The sequence below is a fragment of the Mesonia aestuariivivens genome, from assembly GCF_019311235.1.
Lineage (GTDB): Bacteria > Bacteroidota > Bacteroidia > Flavobacteriales > Flavobacteriaceae > Mesonia > Mesonia aestuariivivens.
This window is the reverse complement of record NZ_JAHWDF010000002.1, coordinates 197,450-217,304: the sequence shown is the minus strand read 5'-3', so window position 1 is coordinate 217,304 and position 19,855 is coordinate 197,450. Positions and strand designations below refer to the sequence as shown.

Sequence of the window (19,855 nt, the reverse complement as noted above, 5' to 3'; positions counted from 1 at the left end):
AGAGATTATCCGAATTTCAGCTTTAAGAATTTGTTAATTTCATTGAAAAAATCTCATTATTTAAACGAATTTCTTCGATATAAGTTTCGTTTTCGAAGTTTTTAACACTATTTATTCTCAAAACCTTATTTTTAGCATTAACGGTTTGATGTGCATAAAACCCATCGTAATCTCCAATACCTTGAAGCTTAGGTAAAAATTGCAATCGATTATTTTTTAAATATTCTTCGTACTGAATTGCTACATCAACTTGTTTTCCGTTTACTTGAGCATTTTTTATGAGTATATCATAAAACAACTTTTTATTTTCGGGAATTTTATTATAATCGTTTACATTTCTATTTTTATAAGTATCGGTCGCAATGTCTAATAGAGATGCATATAAAGACATAAAAATATATTTTCGAGTCTCTTCACGCTCATAATCATTTGCGTAATGTCCTGCTTCAAATAAAATTGTACTCGCTCCTCTATTCTGAAAATTATCACCTACACAATTAATATTAAAAGCATCGTCATACCTTCCTATTTGATATGGTATATGCTTTTGTAAACATTCGCTCATCCCTATAATGATTTGCATTGCCTTTTCTCTCGTTTTATTAATATTACGTTCAAGATTATAAGCCGGAGCCAAAAAAGACACTGTAGCGGGTTTATTTTGGTTACCTGCACTAAAAATAGTTCTTTGATCGTGAAGATTGAAAGCATAATGAGGTGAAAACTCATCAAACACATTTCTTAAAATTTTACTTTCGGGCTGCGTTAAATGATAAGCATCTCTATTTAAATCTACTTTATTTGCATTGACTCGTGTATAGTTTTTGAGTCCATCTGGGTTTAGAACTACGATAATTTTTAAGGTACAAGATGCTAAAATTGATAAATTATAATCTGGGTTTTGTTGAGTAACTAGAAACTCAAGTAAGTCTAAAATTGCTTTTGTAGTGGTAGATTCATTACCGTGCATCTGAGACCACATTAAAACTTTTTTTGGACCATTTCCAAGTTCTACTGAATAAATAGCTTCATTTAAAACTGACTTACCTTCAACTTTTAGTTGCATAAAAGTAGGCAGCTTTTTTAAGTAATCTACAATATGTTTATAAGAAAGGTAACGTTTACTAATTTCTTCAACTTTAAACTTTTCGTAATTATTTAAAATGCGAGTTGTTTCCATAGTTTACAAAAGTAAACAAAGTATATTTTACAATTGTAAACACAAAAAAACTCCCTAGTGTTTATTATTGTGAACAAGTAACCTCACTGTTACTGAAGTTTTATAGGACAAACTCCAAAAACACAAAATTTAAAACTTAATATTCTGTTTTTTAGTATTTTAATATCCATCAAGTAAACCTATGCTTTAATTCGATAAGTCGCTTACTATAATATATTTGTAGGTTTATATATAAATGTTTACATTTGTATATGCGATATTTCGCTTATAAAATTTACAATGGTAAACAGTAAAGATTTTGCTAAACGTTTAGAGAAAGTGATGGAATATCACGACTTATCTGCTGCAAGTTTTGCAGATCAAATTAATGTTGGGCGTTCTTCTATCTCTCATATCTTGTCTGGAAGAAATAAACCTAGCCTAGATTTTGTACTTAAAATTGTAGATAAATTTCCTGAAGTTGAACTCTATTGGTTATTAAATGGAAAAGGAATATTTCCAAAAAGCAAAGCAACTACTTCTACTCCCGTTTCTAGTTTATCTGAAAAATCTACCCCTAAAATAGAGTTTGAAACTCCACAAAAAAATATAGCAGTCAACGAGCAAAAAGAAGTTTCAGAAAAGATAATTCAGTCTTCAGCGAAAAAGAAAATTCATAAAATTATTATATTTTATGAAGACGGAAGTTTTGAAGCTTTTGAGAATTAAATCTACTTTATACCTTATTTTTGTTTTAAAATTATATAGAATGAAAAGTTTTTTTATTGCCCTATTTACTTCGCTTTTACTTTTAGGATGCTTTGCTCCCGAAAGAAATTGTAAAGATTTTAAAACAGGTAGTTTTGAGTTTGAGTCTTACCTTAATGGTGAAATGGTTAAAACTACTTTTGTGCGTACAGATTCTCTAGAAATAGATTACTTTAAAGATAAAGTAGATTCTTCTTCTATACGTTGGATAAATGATTGTGAATATATACTTACTAATCTTAATCCAAAAAACATGGCTGAAGAAAAACCTTTACATATGAAAATATTAACCACCAAAGGTGATACTTATACATTTGAATTTTCTGTAGTAGGAGAAGATAAAAAACAAAAGGGTACCGCCAGAAAAGTAAAATAAAAAAAAAAGAGCAGTTTATCACTGCTCTTTTTTTACCTAAACTTAATTACAAAGGCTTAATGTAAAATTTTTTCTATTTTAAATAGATGATAACTTTATAAAAATTAAAGCATTAAAATTGCTCTTGTAGCCTTTTATACTTTTTTAAAGAATTATTCCGTTAGATAGAATCTCTACTTTAGTTATTTATTTTATTTTTTAAAAGTTCATTTTGTTCTTTCATAATTTCTTTTAAATCGGTTAAGAGTTCTATGTCTTTAGGGGTTTGTACTGTTTTATTATTAGTGTCTTCTGCTTTAGTTCTTAAACGGTTAGAAATTTTAACCATCAAGAATACAGACCACGCAATAATAAAGAAATTAATAAGTACGGTAATTAACTCTCCATAACCAATAAATACTTCTTCTTTAATTATTTTGTCATTATTAAAGACTGCTTCACGAAGAATAATTTTTTTGTTTTCGAAATTAAAATCATCGGTAAGTAAAGATATGGGTGGCATAATTATTTTAGCCACCAATGTATCTATTACTTTATTAAAGGCTGCACCAATAATTACCCCAACGGCAATATCTATCATATTACCTTTAATGGCGAATTCTTTAAATTCTTTAAAAAATTTACTCATAAAGTTTAATCGAATAATGAAGCTTGGTTTTCAGATGAATTTTCGTTTTCTTCTGAAGAATTTTCTTCGTCATTTATTTCTTCACTATCATTAACTTCAGGTATAATAGGCTCTAATAAATTAAGCTGTGTGATTTTTTCTGTAGTTAACTGATTGCCTTGAGCTTTGATTCCTTTTACAGAAATAAATTCTTCTAAATTTATTTCTTCATTAGGTCTTTGCTCTTTGTTTCTTTGCTTACGGTAAACAATTTCTAATACTGGGATTAAATCTGTAGTAATTAATTCTAACTGAGATTTAGGATGATCTGTAATGATCACTTCTTCTTTTTCTGAATTTTCTATTAAAAATCTTTTCACGTAATAACGCTCACGTTCTCCTTCCCAATAAACTACAGAGATAGGTCGTTTTGGGTTCCATTTTTCCATTAACACATAATTCTCATCAAAACGTGTGGTAAGTTCTGGAATTATTGTTTTAATAATCCCATCTTGGGTTACTAATAACAAACGATCTTCACCTTTAAAATCTCCTAACAACTCTCCTCTACCATCTACATTTAAACGTTGCACTACATCATCAAACCAAATTTTTCGAGGTTTTAAGGTTGAAACTCCTTCTTCTTTTAGTTCTACTTTTTTAACCGCATGTTTAGAAACAATATTCCCTTTAGCGCCTCTACCTTTTATTAATTGGTCTGCAAAATCTACTTCAAATTTCAGCTTTTTAATACTTCCTACTTGTCTAAGGTAAACGGTAACTTTTTCTGCTTCACCATTTGGATTTGCTGAAAAATAGAAAACCTTAGTGCCAGCGACTCCTTTGCCAATACTATATTCTCTATCTCTAGTAATTGAAGTTACTGCAAAACGCTTAACATAAGTATTACCCTTAGCGCCATCTCTATAAATAATATTATAAATTGTTCTTTTGTCTTTTTTCTTAAAAACTGCTGCGTGAATAATATTTTTACCTACGAAAGTTTTAGTATCTACTTTTGTGACCATCATCGTACCATCTTGCATAAAACAGATAATATCGTCTATATCACTACAATCAGTCACGTATTCATCTTTCTTTAACGCTGTACCTATAAAACCTTCTTTACGGTTCATGTAAAGTTTAGAGTTTCTAATGACTACTTTAGTGGCTTCTATATCTTCAAAAAGTCTTATTTCTGTTTTTCGCTCACGCCCTGCCCCAAAATCTTTTTTTAGTTTTTCAAAATAAGAAATGGTGAAGTCTATTAAATGCTCTAAGTGATGTTTTACTTTTTCGATTTCATCTTCTAAAGCTTCAATTTTTTGTTGCGCTTTATCTAGATCGAATTTAGAAATTCGTTTGATACGTATTTCTGTTAATCGCGTAATATCTTCTTCGTTTACTGGTCTTTTTAGGTGCTGGATATGAGGTTTTAATCCTTCATCTATCGCTTTGATAACGCCAGGCCATGTTTCTTCTTCTTCTATATCACGATAGATTCTTTTTTCTATAAAAATTCTCTCTAAAGAAGAAAAATGCCACTGTTCTTGCAGCTCATCTAACTTAATTTCAAGTTCTTTTTTTAATAATTTTACCGTATGATCAGTACTTAGGCGAAGAATTTCTGAAACTCCTATAAAATGTGGTTTATGGTCTATAATCACACACGATAAAGGAGAAATTGAGATTTCACAATTGGTAAAAGCATAGAGCGCATCGATGGTTTTATCTGGTGAAATATGATTAGGCAGGTGAATTAAAATCTCTACATGTTCTGCAGTATTATCTTCTATATGTTTTACTTTAATCTTCCCCTTTTCATTTGCTTTGATAACAGACTCTATCAAAGAAGTAGTCGTGGTACTGTATGGAATTTCAGTTATTACAAGTGTATTTTTATCTTGTTGACTTATTTTTGCACGAATTCTTACTTTACCACCGCGTAAACCATCATTATAATTGCTAATATCCATAATTCCTGATGTAGGAAAATCTGGAAATATTTGAAAGCGTTTTCCTTTTAAATGATGAATAGATGCATCTATTAATTCATTAAAATTATGAGGTAATACTTTGGTACTTAACCCAACAGCAATACCTTCTGCTCCTTGTGCCAATAATAATGGAAATTTGACAGGTAAATTAATAGGTTCTTTTCTTCTACCGTCGTAAGAAGCTTGCCACTCTGTAACTTTTGGACTATAAACTACTTCTGTTGCAAATTTTGAAAGTCTTGCTTCAATATATCTTGGCGCTGCTGCTCGGTCTCCGGTCAATATATTTCCCCAGTTTCCTTGTGTATCTATTAAAAGCTCTTTTTGACCAACCTGCACCATAGCATCTCCAATACTAGCATCACCGTGCGGGTGATATTGCATGGTATGCCCAACAATATTCGCTACTTTATTATAACGACCATCGTCTAGATCTTTCATAGATTGCATAATCCTGCGGTGAACTGGTTTAAACCCGTCTTCTATAGCTGGAACTGCTCGTTCTAAAATCACATAAGAGGCATAATCTAGAAACCAATCTTTATACATCCCGGTAATCTTGGTAATTACCTCTTGATTTGTATGCTCTTCTAAAGGTTCTTGATTATTATTTTCTTGATCTTGACTCATGTAATTTGTATACTTTACTTGTGATTGACTGCTTAAAATTTTCGTTAATTAGTTTGTTTCAATAACATCTAATTCAACCCTTAAATTATCAATGATAAATTCTTGACGATCTGAAGTATTTTTTCCCATATAAAAGGTGAGTAATTCTTCAATACCAGTTTCTTTATCTAACATTACTGGATCTAAACGAATATCTTCACCTATAAAATATTTAAATTCATCAGGAGAAATTTCACCTAAACCTTTAAATCGTGTAATTTCAGGTTTACCGGTAAGTTTGATTATAGCACTTTGCTTTTCTTTTTCTGAATAACAATAGATCGTTTCTTTTTTATTTCTTACTCTAAATAATGGAGTTTGAAGAATATATAAATGTCCTTTTTTAATAAGCTCAGGGAAAAATTGCAAGAAAAATGTAATTAGAAGTAAACGTATATGCATACCATCTACATCGGCATCGGTAGCGATTACAATATTATTATACCTTAAATCATCTATAGAATCTTCAATATTTAAAGCTGCTTGCAATAAATTGAATTCTTCATTTTCATAAACAATTTTTTTACTTAAGCCAAAGCTATTTAAAGGTTTACCTTTTAAACTAAAAACCGCTTGTGTATTTACATCTCTAGATTTAGTAATACTACCACTTGCAGAATCTCCCTCAGTAATAAATAAGGTGGTTTCTAAATTTCTTTGTTTTTTAACATCACCTAAATGAACGCGACAATCCCGAAGCTTTTTATTATGAAGGCTTACTTTTTTTGCACGTTCTCTTGCTAATTTTCTAATACCAGAAAGATCTTTACGTTCGCGCTCTGCTTGTAGTATTTTGCGTTGTAATTTCTCTGCAGTTTCAGGATTTCTATGTAGGTAATTATCGAGTTGTCTTTTTACAAAATCTATAATATAAGTTCTTACGGTAGGTAAATTACCGCCCATATCTGTAGAACCTAATTTGGTCTTGGTCTGACTTTCAAAAACAGGTTCCATTACTTTTATACTAATGGCAGATACTATAGATTTTCTAATATCTGAAGGTTCATAATTTTTACCAAAAAATTCTCTAACCGTTTTTACAATAGCTTCTCTAAAAGCTGCTTGGTGCGTACCTCCTTGAGTAGTATGTTGACCGTTTACAAAAGAATTATATTCTTCGCTGTATTGAGATTTATTGTAAGTTATTGCAACTTCAATATCGTTTCCTCTTAAATGAATAATAGGAAACATACGATCATCTTCTTGAATACTATCAGAAAGTAAATCTTTTAGTCCATCTTCAGAATAAAATTTTTCTCCATTAAAAACTATGGTCAACCCAGGATTAAGGTACACATAGTTTTTAAGCATTTTTACAATGTACTCATTACGATATTTATAATTTTTAAATATACTTTCGTCTGGAATAAAAGAGATCTTTGTTCCTTTTCTTCGAGAGGTTTCTTCTAAAAACTCTTGATGAGTTAACTCTCCTTTTTCGAATTCTGCAGAGGCCGACTTGCCATCTCTTGTAGATTCTACTCTAAAATAAGTAGATAATGCATTTACTGCTTTGGTACCTACACCATTTAAACCTACAGATTTTTTAAATGCTTTGGTATCATATTTACCGCCCGTATTCATTTTAGAAACTACATCTACTACTTTTCCTAAAGGAATACCTCTACCGTAATCTCTAACAATTACTTTTTGACCTTGAATAGATACCTCGATAGTTTTACCAGCTCCCATAACAAACTCATCGATCGAGTTGTCTAAAGACTCTTTCACAAGTATATAAATCCCATCATCAGCACTAGAACCATCGCCCAGTTTACCAATATACATTCCTGGTCTCATTCTAATGTGTTCCTTCCAGTCGAGAGAGCGTATATTATCTTCTGTGTACTTAGTTTCTTCTTCCATAAAATCTTGGGATATGAGGCTAAGATAGCATCATTTCATAAAAAATAAAACTTCTTTTAAGGAAATTAATTAACAAAATGAAAGAAGTCTATTGTAGGTATTTAGAGATTACAGCTATGAGTTTCTTTTTCTGAAAAGGTTTAATGATTATATCATTAATTCCTACTGCATATGCCTTATCTTGAATCTCTGTAAGCTCTGATGCTGTTACGGCTATAATAGGTAATTTAAAGCCTTTTTTTCTAATTTTTTTTGTGATAGCAAAACCGTTCATTGAAGGAATGTTTATGTCTAATAATACTAAATCATAATCTTGATTTAATATTGCTTTATAAGCTTCTTTCCCATCAGATATAATCTCTAAATTAATTTTTTTATATGAGGCTAAATATTTTTGAATAACCATCATATTAATTTTGTTATCTTCTACTAATAGTATGTTTAGATTAGATTCAAAAACTTTTAATTTTTCTTTACTTATGCTTACATTAGAGTCTTTATCTGAAAATAATTTACAAGGAAGATCAAAATAAAATTTAGAACCTTTTCCTATTTCTGATTCTAACTTAATATCTGTCCCCAATTGTAGTAATAAACTTTTCACTAAAGATAAACCTATACCAGTACCTTCTAACATATTGCGCTCTGAAGCAATTTGAGAAAATTTTTGAAATATTATTTCTTGCTTATCTTTTGGGATTCCTGTACCGTTATCTTCTACACAAAATCTAATAGTTACCTCTTTATCTGTACAGTTAGCATCTTTATTAATTTTAATATATGTTGTAACATTTCCTCCTTTTGAAAACTTGATAGCGTTTTCTATAAGATTAATTAAAACCTCTGAGACGATATTAGCATCTAAATAAACTTTTTTAGGTATCTCTTCATCCACACAAAATTTAATTTGAACATCTTTTTCTTCAGCTGAAAACATAATGCCACTTCTAATGGTAGATAAGAGGCTTTCTATCATGACGAGCTTTTGCTTTACCTTTACTTTACCATTATCTATTTTACTCATTAACAAAACATTACTTATAAGACCTAATAAATAATCACCAGAAAATTTTAATGATTCTAATAATTTTTGATTACTCGCTGAGAGTTTTTTTTCTGCTAAAAGCAACGAAGTAATGCCAATTACTCCATGTAAAGGTGTTCTAAGTTCGTGACTAATATTAGAGATGAAGTTTGATTTAATTTGTGTAGCCAATTTGGCTTTCTTTTGCGCATCAATGAGCAGTTTATTTTTATGATTTAGCTTTCTGATTAATTTTTTTCTTTTATAATTCACTAAATAAATTATAATTAAAGAAACCCCTAAAATGATACTCAAAATTAAATATAACCAGCTTAATTTGTGGTTAGACTCTGCGATTGAGGCTGATAATTGTTTTTGTTTCTTTAGTAATCTTAAAGCTCTTTCATACTCACTAACTTCATACTTAACTTTTTCTGCTTGAAGTTTTTTTAGTAAATTTTGATCTATCTGTTTTTTATGACTCTCTATATATTTTTCATTAAAAAATAGAGCTTCCTCAAATTTACCTTGAGCTTTTAAAAATTTTGCTCTAATTTCTAAGACTTGACTTAGCTCTTGATATAAATTTTTACTCTTAGCTAATTTTATGGCAAAATCTAATTTATCGTAAGCTAAATTATATTCTTTTATTTTTCCATAATACCATCCTAATACAAAGTTGAGGTCACTAAAAAAAATAGTATCATCTAAACTTAGTGTTCTATTATCATCTTTAATTTGATAAGAAAGTAACTCAGGTAAAAATAAGTTCACTTTTTGACAACTATTTTCACTTAAGTAATTCCAAGAAATATTTAAAATAATATCTTTTTGAGCTTCATTATTTAATAGCTCACCTATCTCAAGGGCTTTATGATATAAACTATCAGCTTTATGATATTTTTTTTTAAAAGAATAAACATTAGCAAGGCCATTATAGATATCCATTAAAAAAACGGAATCTCTTTTTTTGCTTACTTTACTAACAATTTTTAATGCATTATAATATTTATCTTCAGCTTTATCATAATCTTGAATTGTTTCATCTACTAAGCCTAAAACATAATAAGCTTCTGCTACATAACTACTGTCTTTTAAACGATAAGCTTTTTCTAGTAGTTTTCTTCCCCAAACTAAAGATTCAAGGTAGTTTGATTCTTCATAACCTTTATAAGATTTTTCTAAAAAGAAATATAACGAATCTTCTTTTACTTGTTTTTGAGCGTGTGTAAGAATGTTTTGAAGTAAAAAAGTACAAATTAGAAACCTTTGCAATATTTTAAACCTCGAGGTGTTGATATGAAGAATATGTTTCGAACTTTATACAAATTTAACGAAAATTATATGAATATTTTTACTTGATACATCAAATTTATTTATCATCTCATAAATTATTTTAAGTAAAGCTAATACATAAAAAAAAGCCTTTGAAATGTTCAAAGGCTTTTTTTTATGTAACAAAACAAATTAGGCTTAAACATTAAATCTAAAATGCATTACATCACCATCTTTCACAATATATTCTTTTCCTTCTACCCCTAGTTTACCAGCTTCTTTAACCTTAGCTTCACTACCAAAGTTAACATAATCATCATAAGCTATTACTTCAGCTCTAATAAAACCTTTTTCAAAATCTGTATGAATCACTCCGGCTGCTTGCGGTGCAGTGGCGCCTACATTTACAGTCCAAGCTCTCACCTCTTTTACGCCCGCCGTAAAATAAGTTTGTTGGTTAAGTAATTTATAAGCTCCGCGTATTAATTTGGCAGATCCTGCTTCTTCTAAACCTATATCTTGCAAAAACATTTTACGTTCTTCATAATCTTCAAGTTCTGCAATATCTGCTTCAATACCTACTGCTAAAAAGATAACCTCTGCATTTTCATCTTTTACCGCTTCTTTCACTAAATCTACATATTTATTACCGCTAACTGCAGAATTTTCATCTACATTACATACATACATTACGGGTTTATCGGTAATAAATTGTAAGGGCTTTATAAAATCATTGTGCGTTTCTTCTTCAAAATCAATAGCGCGTACAGAAATTCCCGCTTCTAAGCCTTCTTTTAATTTTAATAAAGCCTCTTGTTCTTTTTGGGCTTCTTTATTTCCTGTTTTAGCAGCTCTTTTTACCTTGTCTAATTTTTTATCGACAGTTTCTAGATCTTTTAGTTGAAGCTCCATATCGATCGTGTCTTTATCACGAATAGGGTCTACACTACCATCTACATGTATTACATTATCATTATCAAAACATCTTAATACATGTAAAATTGCATCAGTTTCTCTTATGTTCCCTAAAAACTGATTACCTAATCCTTCTCCTTTACTAGCTCCTTTCACTAATCCTGCAATGTCAACAATATCTACTGTTGCTGGTAAAACACGCTCTGGATTTACTAATTCTTCTAATTTCTTTAATCTAGGATCTGGTACATTTACAACACCTATATTAGGCTCTATTGTACAAAATGGGAAGTTTGCACTCTGAGCTTTTGCATTTGACAAACAATTAAATAGCGTTGATTTACCTACGTTTGGTAATCCTACAATTCCTGCTTTCATTGAGCTTATAATTTTTATAACCGCAAATATACAATTTGATTTATTTTTTTTGACTTTTTAAATGAATAAGCTCACAACTGCTAAAATTTAGCTTAACATTAGTTTTCCCTTATTACATTTTAACACTCATCAATTTTATATTTGAATAACTATTAAATAAAATAATTATGAAAAAGTTAATATTAAGTTTAGCTATCTTATCATTCACATTTGGGTTTGCTCAAAATGAAGATAAAATGTCTAAAACCGTAACCACAAAAACAACTATAAAATCTTCTAAAGGAGAAGATGTTGCTGTAAAACAGAAAAAATATTCCTCAGAAGAAAAGCTTCAAGTAGAAAATAATAATAAGACCAATCAAACAGTAAGTAGAAAGCCTGTTAAGATAGAAGAGTCTACTACATTTAGTTCTGGTAATGAATCGTATACCATCGCTCCAGATAAAAATGGATATACAATGATGAGTACCAAAAATGGGAAACAAAAAATGTATGGGAAGATCAGAAAAATGAAAGATCACAATTATTACATTTTAGCAAAAGAAAACGAAAATTCTTTTGGTTACTTTGATGAGGATGGAAATTTTGTGGTAGAAAGTTATGATGCAGATAATGATGCTGTTTATTTAAAAAAGTATAACTTAAAATAAAATTAAATATAATCCTAAAAAAAAGCCTCTTGAAAAAGAGGCTTTTTTTTATTCTTCGTGCATAAAACTTTGTTTAGCAAGTAGAGTTTGTTCATCTTCTACATGATCTTCATCTGGTACACAACAATCTACAGGACAAACTGCTGCGCATTGAGGTTCTTCATGAAAACCTTTACATTCTGTACATTTATCAGGAACAATATAATAAAATTCATCACTAACTGGCTCTTGAGCTTCTTCTGAATTTACTTGATTACCATTAGGCAAAACCACATCACCTTCTAAATCTGTACCGTCTGCATACCTCCAATCATCTGCTCCTTCATAAATTGCGGTATTAGGACATTCAGGTTCACAAGCTCCACAATTTATGCATTCGTCTGTTATAATTATAGCCATTTTTTTCTTTTTAGTTTACGTAACTTTGTACAAAAATAAAGCCATTCGCATAGATAACCAAATATTATGACGCTAGAAGAACGTAAAGATGCATTTGTTAATTTAGGTAATTTTTTAACTGATTTTGGAAACGGTACTTTTTCAGAAAAAAATAAAAAATTTTATCAGCTACTTGAAGAAAAAACTGAAGTATCTATTCATTATAATGGTTGGTTTACCAAAGAAAATATTCTTTTTTCTATTCATCAATGGGCTAATGCTTTAACGCTAAAAAATCTAGAAGAATGGTTAAGCAATTATTCTATAGAAAAAAAAGCTGCTAAAACCATAGCCGTAATTATGGCAGGTAATATTCCATTGGTAGGTTTTCATGATTTTCTTTCTGTATTAATTACAGGAAACAATATTCTTATTAAACAATCTAAAAATGATCAGCAATTACTTCCGGTGTTGGTAGATTTTTTAATTCATGAAAATCAAGGTTTTAAAGAGAGTATCACCTTCACTAAAGAAAGGTTAGAAAACTTTGATGCAATTATTGCTACTGGTAGTAATAATACCGCTCGCTATTTTGAATATTATTTTTCTAAATATCCACATATTATAAGAAAAAACAGAAACTCTGTAGCGATTATAACCGGTAATGAATCGAAAGAAGAATTAGCACCATTAGGGGATGATATTTTTAGGTATTATGGTTTAGGATGTAGAAATGTTTCTAAAATTTTTGTGCCTGAAGATTATCAATTTGAACAACTTTTTCAAGCCATTTATGATTGGAATTCTATTGTTAATCAAAATAAATACGCCAATAATTACGATTATAATAAAGCGGTATATTTAATGAGTGAATTTAAACTTTTTGACAACGGGTTTTTAATTTTAAAAGAAGACCAATCGTTCTCTTCTCCTATTGCTACCTTATTTTATGAAAAATATTCTAATTTAGATGAATTAAATAAGCAATTACAAGAAGATGCCGAACAGATACAATGTATCGTTTCTTTAAATTTAAACCCTAATCATATTGAATTTGGTAAAACACAACAACCTAAATTATCAGATTTTGCAGATAATGTAGATACCATACAATTCCTACTAAATTTATAAGTTTATACTTTTAATTAGTTGAATTACTTTGTAATTTTAGCTTTCTTATTTATACCATAAAATAAAAACTTTATGAAAAAACACAATTTTAGTGCAGGACCTTGTATTTTGCCACAAAGTGTATTTAAACAAGCATCACAAGCCATTTTAGATTTTAATAATTCTGGCTTATCTATATTAGAAATCTCACACCGTAGTAAAGATTTTGTTTCGGTGATGGATGAAGCTCAAAAACTAGTTCTTGATCTTCTAAATTTAGAAGGAAAAGGCTACAAAGCTTTATTTTTACAAGGCGGAGCAAGTACTCAATTTTTAATGACCGCTTATAATTTATTAGAAAATAAAGCAGCGTATCTAAATACAGGAACTTGGTCTTCTAAAGCCATTAAAGAAGCTAAACTTTTTGGAGATGTAGAAGAAGTAGCTTCATCTAAAGATGAAAATTTTAATTACATCCCTAAAAACTTTAATGTTCCTGCAGATGCAGACTATTTTCACTGCACCAGTAATAACACTATTTTTGGTACACAACTAAAAGAGTTTCCAACTACAGGCGGTATCCCACTTGTTTGCGATATGAGTAGTGATATCTTTAGCAAAAAATTAGATTTCTCTAAATTCGGTATTATTTATGCAGGAGCTCAAAAAAATATGGGACCAGCTGGCACAACTCTAGTTGTAATTAAAGAAGAAATTTTAGGAAAAGTTTCTCGTCAAATTCCATCAATGATGGATTATAAGACACATATTGACAAAGAAAGTATGTTTAATACACCTCCTGTATTTGCTGTTTATACTTCAATGTTAACATTAAAATGGTTAAAAGAAAAAGGCGGAATTGAAGCTATTCAAAAGCTAAACGAAGAAAAAGCAGCTCTTATTTACAACGAGATTGATAGAAACCCCTTATTTGAAGGTTTCGCAGCAGTAGAAGATCGCTCGATCATGAATGCTACGTTCAACCTAAAAGACGAAAAATATAAATCGCTTTTTGAAGATTTAGTTAAAGCAGCACACATAAACGGAATTAATGGTCACCGAAGCGTAGGTGGTTACCGTGCATCTATGTACAATGCACTACCAAAAGAAAGCGTTGAAGTTTTAGTAAACGTGATGAAAGAGTTAGAAACACAAGCTTAAACAAACACAACAACAATAATTATGAAAGTATTAGCAAACGATGGCGTTTCTCAAAGCGGAATAGACAAGCTAGAGAGCGCTGGTTTTGAAGTAATCACCACAAAAGTAGCTCAAGAACAGGTTATCAATTTTTTAAATGAAAACAAAGTTGATGTTATTCTGGTAAGAAGTGCTACCAAAGTAAGAAAAGATATTATTGATGCTTGTCCAAGCCTTAAAATTATAGGTCGCGGTGGCGTTGGTTTAGATAATATAGATGTAGAATATGCTAAAGAAAAAGGAGTTAAAGTAATTAATACACCTGCAGCCTCTTCGGCTAGTGTTGCTGAGTTAGTTATCGCTCATTTATTAAGTGGTGTTCGTTTCTTAAAAAATGCAAACAGAGATATGCCACTAGAAGGCGAATCTAGATTTAAAGATCTAAAAAAAAGTTACGCAAAAGGTGTTGAGCTTAGAGGAAAAACTTTAGGAATTATAGGTTTTGGTCGTATTGGTCAAGCTACAGCAAAAGTAGCCTTAGGTTTAGGCATGAAAGTAATTGCTGCCGATGCTTTTTTAGAAGAAGCTACTATAGAATTAGACTTTTTTGATGGACAAAAATTAGATTTCAATATTAAGACCATTAGCAAAGATGAGGTTTTAAAACAATCAGATTTTATTACACTTCATGTGCCTGCACAAAAAGACTATGTAATTAGTAAAAAAGAACTAGAGCTCATGAAAGATGGCGCAGGATTAATCAATGCTGCTCGTGGCGGTGTTATTGATGAGGTTGCCTTAGTAGATGCGCTAGATAGTAAGAAATTAAGCTTTGCTGGTCTAGATGTATTTGAGTCTGAACCTAGACCAGAAATCAAGATATTAATGAGTCCGCATATTTCACTAAGTCCACATATTGGAGGCTCTACAAACGAAGCCCAAGATAGAATTGGGGTAGAACTTGCCAATCAAATTATAGAAATTTTAAATTAAACTTTTCTTTTGTATATGAAGAAATTCTTAATTAGCTTATTTTTCATTTGCGTGAGTCTAATCAGTTTTGCGCAAGTACAAACGGGTAAAGCTTCTTTTTATTCAGATAAATTTGAAGGAAGGAAAACTGCTAGCGGAGAGAAATATCATCATGATAAAGCTACTGGAGCGCACAGACATTTACCTTTTGGCACCAAAGTAAAAGTAACTAATCTGGCTAATAATAAATCTACGGCAGTAATCATTAATGATCGTGGACCTTTTGTAGATGGTAGAATTATTGATGTATCTAAATCTGCTGCTCAAAAACTAGGTTTTACCCCAATTGGTATCACAGACGTGGTTCTCGAAGTGGTTGAAAATGATGCTGAAATTATAAGCGAAGTGCCAAAAACTATAGCTACGAATTTTTCATCTACTGAAAATGAAACCACTAATGAATCTAATTCACCTAAAAATAATATGGTAAATCAATTAGAAACTCAAGAGTTCTATGAATTAGATATTCATAAAGTAGAAAATCCTGATTGGTTTGGCGTTCAAATAGGAAGTTTTCAAGAAATTGCTAACCTAATTAGGTTAGCAGATCATCTTAAAATTAGTTATAATAAAGAGGTTACCATTCAAGTAAAAACTGTTCAAGATATTAAGATTTATAGCTTAATTTTAGGTAAATTTAAAAATAGAAAAACTGCTGAAAGTTTTAAAGAAGAAGTTTCTACAAAATATCCTGGTAGTTTTATTATTGATTTTAACGACTTTAAGTAAATGAAGAATCTAATTGCTATTTTGAGTATTATTTTAGTAATTGTTGCTTGTTCTGGAGTGCAAAAAACTTCAGAACAAAGTAACTCTAATGCCAAGGTAGAAAACGATACTATTAAAATTGCAAATGATAGTTTAGATTATGAACTTATTATTTTTGAACCAGGATTTAATTCTTGGTTGGTAACTCAACGACCAAGAGGTTATTATTCTCAGAATTTTTTAGAACAGAAAAATCAAAATTTTGTAGTGATTTATAACAGTAGAGTAACTGGTTCTCCTTATGCTTCTACAGGATTATATCCACAGCACATAGATTACCAGTATAATATTGATTATGGTTATGAAGTAAATTACTTGCTATATCATTACTTTATTTACTTTCAAGAACATTATAAACAAAATTTAAGATAATTGGTTTTATGCAAAAGTTAAAAGCTAAATGGGGTATTAATTCTAACTTTCAATTAGTAATTATATTCATTGTTTTTGCAATTACAGGATCTTCTTCTGTTTATGTAGCTAAACCATTTTTAGAATTTATTAATCTAGACAGAACGCATTTTCCTGAAAATTTCTGGGGTAGTTTTGGTTATTATGCATTAAGAATATTACTAATATTTCCCTTTTATCAAGTTCTACTAGTTTTGATTGGTACTCTATTTGGACAATTTAAATTCTTTTGGAATTTTGAAAAGAAAATGCTCAATCGTCTTAGCCGTGGCACGTTATTTGGCTCTGTTAAAAAATAAAAAAAATCCGTAGTTTTAAAGCTACGGATTTTTTTATTTCAACTAAATTAAAAGTTAGAGATTAAGCGTGTTGTAATTCATGCTTTCCTTCTTTAATTTCTTCTATTAATTTATCATTAAATGCTGGTAAATCATTAGGATTTCTACTCGTCACAAAAGCTTCATCTACAACTACCTCTTTATCTACCCAGAGTGCACCTGCATTCTCTAAATCTTTTTTGATTGACGGGAAAGATGTCATCGTTCTTCCTTTAACTACTTCTGCATTAATTAGCGTTTGCGGCCCGTGACAAATGGCTGCTACAGGCTTAGATTGCTTAAAGAAATCTCTAACAAAGACTAAAGCATCTTCGTTAGTTCTTAAATGATCAGGATTAATTACTCCGCCTGGTAATACTAAAGCATTATATTGTTTAGCTGAAACTTGATCTATAGTTTTATCTACATCAAATTCTTTACCCCAATTATCACCATCCCAACTTTTTATTTTACCTGCTTTTAAACTCACTATATCAACATCAAAACCTTCTTTTTCCATCGCTTCTTTAGGTGAAGTAAACTCACTCTCTTCAAATCCGTCTGTAGCTAATATTGCGATTCTCTTATTCATAACAATTCTATTTTTAATTAATCTTTTATTTCATATCAAATTTATAGAAATCCTATCTGTTGTTGTATTAAAAATCTTATAAAGCTTAAGATGTGGAAGTTAAACTTTATTAATTTTTCTGATTTTCTTCGGCATGTTTTCCTGGACCATCAGTTTGCAACTCTTCGAGTTGTTGTTGCTTTTTTTTTATTTCCTTTTCTCGCTCTCTTAATTCTTCTAATTCATGTATTTCTGCAGATTCTGCTAAACTATTAGGTTGAATATTTACACCTCTAAACAAGGCATATTGTACCGTAAATTCTGCACCAAAAAGCATTATTAAACATGAATAAAAAACCCATAATAAAATTAAAATCACAGAAGAGGCTCCCCCGTAAACTGAAGCTGGATCGCTTTGCCCAAAATAAAAACCAAGTAAATATTCTCCTACCAAAAATAAAATTGTAGTTACTGAAGCTCCTATAAAAGTTACTTTCCAATTAATTTTAATATCTGGTAAAAGTTTAAATACTCCTGCAAACAATAGACCTATGAATATATAAGAAATTAAAAAATTGAAAATAGATAATACTAAAGAAGTTACTTCTGGAGCAAAATTTCTAACATAATCTCCCAATCCTTGAATAACAGCAGAAACTACTAAAGAAACTAATAACATAAAACCTATTACTAAAATCATTCCTAATGAAATAGCGCGATCAATAAGTATACGTTGAAAATTTTCTTTTTTTGCGCGTACTCCCCATACCCTATTCATTGCTCTTTTTAGCTGAAAAAACGCTCCTGTAGCTCCAAATAACAGCATCCCAATTCCAAATAAGATAGTTATAATAGAACCTCCATCTAAAAAAGCGTTAGAAATCATTCCGTTAATGGCTTCTGCTGAACTTTCTCCTATAAACACTTTAATCTCTGAGGTAATCTGATTTTGTACCGCTTCTCTTCCATAAAAATAACCAGCTATCGTCACTACAATTACCAATAAAGACGGTAATGAAAAAAGTGTATAGTAAGCAATAACAGCACTTTGTTCAAATGGATTATTTTTCATCCATTCTTTATAAGTCTTTGGTAAAAGTTTTAAATATTTTATCATAGCCACTAAAATTAAAAAATCCCGACTATAAAAAGCGGGATTTAATACTTAATTAAGATTATTTTATTTTGTAATAAATAGTAGATTAATATAAAATATTTTAAGCTATCGTTTTTGTAAAACTTCCATTTCTTCTATCTTGTTCTTCTCGCAATAACGCTAGCTCTCTACCAGTTTGCCCTTTAACTGATGAATTTTCTTGTGCTCTACGAATTAAATAAGGGATCACATCTTTTACAGGACCAAAAGGAACCAGTTTAGCAGCATTTAATCCGTTTAAAGCTAAGTTAAAAGTAATATGGTCACTCATTCCAAATAACTGGCTAAACCATATTCTTTCGTCTCTTTTATCAATACCTTTCTCTTCCATGAGTTGCATAGTTAAATAAGTACTCACCTCGTTGTGTGTCCCTATATATAACCAAATATCATTAAGGTTTTGCATCGCATAATAAAGTACTGCGTTATAGTTAACATCGGTTGCTTCTTTATCTTCACAAATAGGTGTTGGGTAACCTTTCTTTTCTGCACGAGCATTTTCTTTTTCCATATAAGCTCCACGTACAATTTTTGCTCCTACTTTAAAACCTTTGTTTTTTGCTCGCTTATGTAAATCTTTAATATACTGTAAACGATCCCAGCGATAACACTGTAAAGTATTATAAACGATTACTTTTTCTTGATTGTACTTCGCCATCATTTCTTCTAATAAATCATCGGCGGCGTCTTGCATCCAAGATTCTTCTGCGTCTGCTAAAATACGAGTATCTAAATCATAAGCCAGTTTACATATTTCATCTACTCTATTTTTAACTCTATTCCACTCTTCTTGGTCTTCTGAAGTTAATTCTTCTTTAGCAGATACTTTTTCCCAAATTTCAAACCTACCAATACCTGTAGGCTTAAATACTGTAAAAGGAATTTCTTTTTTTTCTTCTGCAAAACTTACAATATCCTTTTTTACTTTTAATGTTTCATCAAAAACTTCTTCTACATCTTCCCCTTCTTTAGAAAAATCGAGAACGCTATGCACGTGCATTTTATACATTTTTTCCATGACGGGTTCGCACTCTTTCATGCTTTCTCCTCCACAAAACATTTCGAAAATAGTTTTCTTTATTAATCCATCTACAGGCAAATTAAGTTTTAAAGCCAAATTAGTGACACGCGTACCAACAGCAACTAAGCTTGGTTTATTCATCATCCCAAAAATAAAGAGCGCTTTTTTTAATTCCTTATCGGTTTTTAGCGCGAAAGCACGTTTCGTATTATTAAATATTTTAGTTATCATGTATGTTTTAAATTTTCCGCAAATATACTGCTCGAA

General features: G+C 30.2%; 19 protein-coding genes. 9 read left to right on the top strand and 10 right to left on the bottom strand.

Annotated elements, in window-relative coordinates; all coding sequences use genetic code 11:
* Nucleotides 1–22: 22 nt before the first annotated feature.
* The gene (locus KW502_RS02655) at nt 23–1,180 is read right to left on the bottom strand and encodes a M14 family zinc carboxypeptidase (RefSeq protein ID WP_219038984.1); all 1,158 of its coding nucleotides are present in this window, start codon (nt 1,178–1,180) and stop codon (nt 23–25) included.
* Between the two features lie 279 nt (nt 1,181–1,459).
* Here KW502_RS02655 and KW502_RS02650 point away from each other — a divergent pair, with 279 nt between their 5' ends.
* Together KW502_RS02650 and KW502_RS02645 are read left to right on the top strand one after the other, a co-directional pair.
* The gene (locus tag KW502_RS02650) at nt 1,460–1,888 is read left to right on the top strand and encodes a helix-turn-helix domain-containing protein (protein WP_219038983.1); all 429 of its coding nucleotides are present in this window, start codon (nt 1,460–1,462) and stop codon (nt 1,886–1,888) included.
* A gap of 40 nt (nt 1,889–1,928) precedes the next feature.
* A complete protein-coding gene (locus KW502_RS02645; RefSeq protein ID WP_219038982.1) occupies nt 1,929–2,303 on the top strand; it encodes a DNA topoisomerase IV in 375 nt (124 codons plus the stop codon).
* Between the two features lie 178 nt (nt 2,304–2,481).
* Here KW502_RS02645 and mscL read toward each other — a convergent pair whose 3' ends face one another.
* The 5 genes from mscL to ychF form a co-directional block, all read right to left on the bottom strand.
* Nucleotides 2,482–2,931, bottom strand: coding sequence for a large conductance mechanosensitive channel protein MscL (mscL, locus tag KW502_RS02640; protein WP_219038981.1), 450 nt, complete (start codon nt 2,929–2,931; stop codon nt 2,482–2,484).
* Nucleotides 2,932–2,936: 5 nt separating this feature from the next.
* On the bottom strand, nt 2,937–5,537 hold the full coding sequence (locus tag KW502_RS02635) for a DNA gyrase/topoisomerase IV subunit A (protein ID WP_219038980.1): 2,601 nt from the start codon (nt 5,535–5,537) through the stop codon (nt 2,937–2,939).
* 48 nt (nt 5,538–5,585) lie between these two features.
* Nucleotides 5,586–7,442: a DNA topoisomerase IV subunit B gene (locus tag KW502_RS02630; protein WP_219038979.1), complete on the bottom strand. Its 1,857-nt coding sequence runs from the start codon at nt 7,440–7,442 to the stop codon at nt 5,586–5,588.
* Nucleotides 7,443–7,530: 88 nt separating this feature from the next.
* Entirely contained in the window at nt 7,531–9,741 is a 2,211-nt protein-coding gene (locus KW502_RS02625) for a tetratricopeptide repeat-containing hybrid sensor histidine kinase/response regulator (protein ID WP_219038978.1), read from the bottom strand.
* Nucleotides 9,742–9,939: 198 nt separating this feature from the next.
* Nucleotides 9,940–11,034, bottom strand: a complete 1,095-nt coding sequence (ychF, locus tag KW502_RS02620) for a redox-regulated ATPase YchF (protein WP_219038977.1) — start codon at nt 11,032–11,034, stop codon at nt 9,940–9,942.
* Between the two features lie 167 nt (nt 11,035–11,201).
* Between ychF and KW502_RS02615 the strand changes: the two genes are divergently transcribed.
* On the top strand, nt 11,202–11,684 hold the full coding sequence (locus KW502_RS02615; RefSeq protein WP_219038976.1) for a hypothetical protein: 483 nt from the start codon (nt 11,202–11,204) through the stop codon (nt 11,682–11,684).
* A 48-nt stretch (nt 11,685–11,732) separates the two neighbouring features.
* Here the strand turns inward: KW502_RS02615 and KW502_RS02610 are convergent, their stop codons facing one another.
* On the bottom strand, nt 11,733–12,083 hold the full coding sequence (locus KW502_RS02610) for a 4Fe-4S dicluster domain-containing protein (RefSeq protein WP_219038975.1): 351 nt from the start codon (nt 12,081–12,083) through the stop codon (nt 11,733–11,735).
* A gap of 66 nt (nt 12,084–12,149) precedes the next feature.
* Here KW502_RS02610 and KW502_RS02605 point away from each other — a divergent pair, with 66 nt between their 5' ends.
* The 6 genes from KW502_RS02605 (at nt 12,150) to KW502_RS02580 (ending at nt 16,822) form a co-directional block, all read left to right on the top strand.
* The gene (locus KW502_RS02605; RefSeq protein WP_219038974.1) at nt 12,150–13,193 is read left to right on the top strand and encodes an acyl-CoA reductase; all 1,044 of its coding nucleotides are present in this window, start codon (nt 12,150–12,152) and stop codon (nt 13,191–13,193) included.
* A 72-nt stretch (nt 13,194–13,265) separates the two neighbouring features.
* The gene (serC, locus tag KW502_RS02600) at nt 13,266–14,333 is read left to right on the top strand and encodes a 3-phosphoserine/phosphohydroxythreonine transaminase (RefSeq protein WP_219038973.1); all 1,068 of its coding nucleotides are present in this window, start codon (nt 13,266–13,268) and stop codon (nt 14,331–14,333) included.
* Between the two features lie 21 nt (nt 14,334–14,354).
* Entirely contained in the window at nt 14,355–15,305 is a 951-nt protein-coding gene (locus KW502_RS02595) for a D-2-hydroxyacid dehydrogenase (RefSeq protein ID WP_219038972.1), read from the top strand.
* Between the two features lie 15 nt (nt 15,306–15,320).
* Complete coding sequence (locus KW502_RS02590) at nt 15,321–16,073, top strand: septal ring lytic transglycosylase RlpA family protein (RefSeq protein WP_219038971.1); 753 nt, start codon at nt 15,321–15,323, stop codon at nt 16,071–16,073.
* A complete protein-coding gene (locus KW502_RS02585) occupies nt 16,074–16,484 on the top strand; it encodes a DUF6146 family protein (RefSeq protein WP_219038970.1) in 411 nt (136 codons plus the stop codon).
* Between the two features lie 8 nt (nt 16,485–16,492).
* Nucleotides 16,493–16,822 carry a DUF6787 family protein gene (locus KW502_RS02580; protein ID WP_219038969.1) on the top strand — a complete coding sequence of 110 codons (330 nt, stop codon included), beginning with the start codon at nt 16,493–16,495 and terminating at the stop codon, nt 16,820–16,822.
* A 61-nt stretch (nt 16,823–16,883) separates the two neighbouring features.
* Here KW502_RS02580 and KW502_RS02575 read toward each other — a convergent pair whose 3' ends face one another.
* From KW502_RS02575 to KW502_RS02565, 3 genes are all read right to left on the bottom strand, one after another.
* Entirely contained in the window at nt 16,884–17,432 is a 549-nt protein-coding gene (locus KW502_RS02575) for a type 1 glutamine amidotransferase domain-containing protein (RefSeq protein WP_219038968.1), read from the bottom strand.
* A gap of 109 nt (nt 17,433–17,541) precedes the next feature.
* Nucleotides 17,542–18,528 carry a YihY/virulence factor BrkB family protein gene (locus KW502_RS02570; RefSeq protein WP_219038967.1) on the bottom strand — a complete coding sequence of 329 codons (987 nt, stop codon included), beginning with the start codon at nt 18,526–18,528 and terminating at the stop codon, nt 17,542–17,544.
* A 100-nt stretch (nt 18,529–18,628) separates the two neighbouring features.
* Nucleotides 18,629–19,819, bottom strand: coding sequence for a proline dehydrogenase family protein (locus KW502_RS02565; RefSeq protein WP_219038966.1), 1,191 nt, complete (start codon nt 19,817–19,819; stop codon nt 18,629–18,631).
* Nucleotides 19,820–19,855: the final 36 nt, after the last annotated feature.

Coding starts and splice junctions, on each gene's coding strand:
- KW502_RS02655 (WP_219038984.1), bottom strand. CDS start 1,180: ATGGAAACAACTCGCATTTTAAATAATTACGAAAAGTTTAAAGTTGAA.
- KW502_RS02650 (WP_219038983.1), top strand. CDS start 1,460: ATGGTAAACAGTAAAGATTTTGCTAAACGTTTAGAGAAAGTGATGGAA.
- KW502_RS02645 (WP_219038982.1), top strand. CDS start 1,929: ATGAAAAGTTTTTTTATTGCCCTATTTACTTCGCTTTTACTTTTAGGA.
- mscL (WP_219038981.1), bottom strand. CDS start 2,931: ATGAGTAAATTTTTTAAAGAATTTAAAGAATTCGCCATTAAAGGTAAT.
- KW502_RS02635 (WP_219038980.1), bottom strand. CDS start 5,537: ATGAGTCAAGATCAAGAAAATAATAATCAAGAACCTTTAGAAGAGCAT.
- KW502_RS02630 (WP_219038979.1), bottom strand. CDS start 7,442: ATGGAAGAAGAAACTAAGTACACAGAAGATAATATACGCTCTCTCGAC.
- ychF (WP_219038977.1), bottom strand. CDS start 11,034: ATGAAAGCAGGAATTGTAGGATTACCAAACGTAGGTAAATCAACGCTA.
- KW502_RS02615 (WP_219038976.1), top strand. CDS start 11,202: ATGAAAAAGTTAATATTAAGTTTAGCTATCTTATCATTCACATTTGGG.
- KW502_RS02610 (WP_219038975.1), bottom strand. CDS start 12,083: ATGGCTATAATTATAACAGACGAATGCATAAATTGTGGAGCTTGTGAA.
- KW502_RS02605 (WP_219038974.1), top strand. CDS start 12,150: ATGACGCTAGAAGAACGTAAAGATGCATTTGTTAATTTAGGTAATTTT.
- serC (WP_219038973.1), top strand. CDS start 13,266: ATGAAAAAACACAATTTTAGTGCAGGACCTTGTATTTTGCCACAAAGT.
- KW502_RS02595 (WP_219038972.1), top strand. CDS start 14,355: ATGAAAGTATTAGCAAACGATGGCGTTTCTCAAAGCGGAATAGACAAG.
- KW502_RS02590 (WP_219038971.1), top strand. CDS start 15,321: ATGAAGAAATTCTTAATTAGCTTATTTTTCATTTGCGTGAGTCTAATC.
- KW502_RS02585 (WP_219038970.1), top strand. CDS start 16,074: ATGAAGAATCTAATTGCTATTTTGAGTATTATTTTAGTAATTGTTGCT.
- KW502_RS02580 (WP_219038969.1), top strand. CDS start 16,493: ATGCAAAAGTTAAAAGCTAAATGGGGTATTAATTCTAACTTTCAATTA.
- KW502_RS02575 (WP_219038968.1), bottom strand. CDS start 17,432: ATGAATAAGAGAATCGCAATATTAGCTACAGACGGATTTGAAGAGAGT.
- KW502_RS02570 (WP_219038967.1), bottom strand. CDS start 18,528: ATGATAAAATATTTAAAACTTTTACCAAAGACTTATAAAGAATGGATG.
- KW502_RS02565 (WP_219038966.1), bottom strand. CDS start 19,819: ATGATAACTAAAATATTTAATAATACGAAACGTGCTTTCGCGCTAAAA.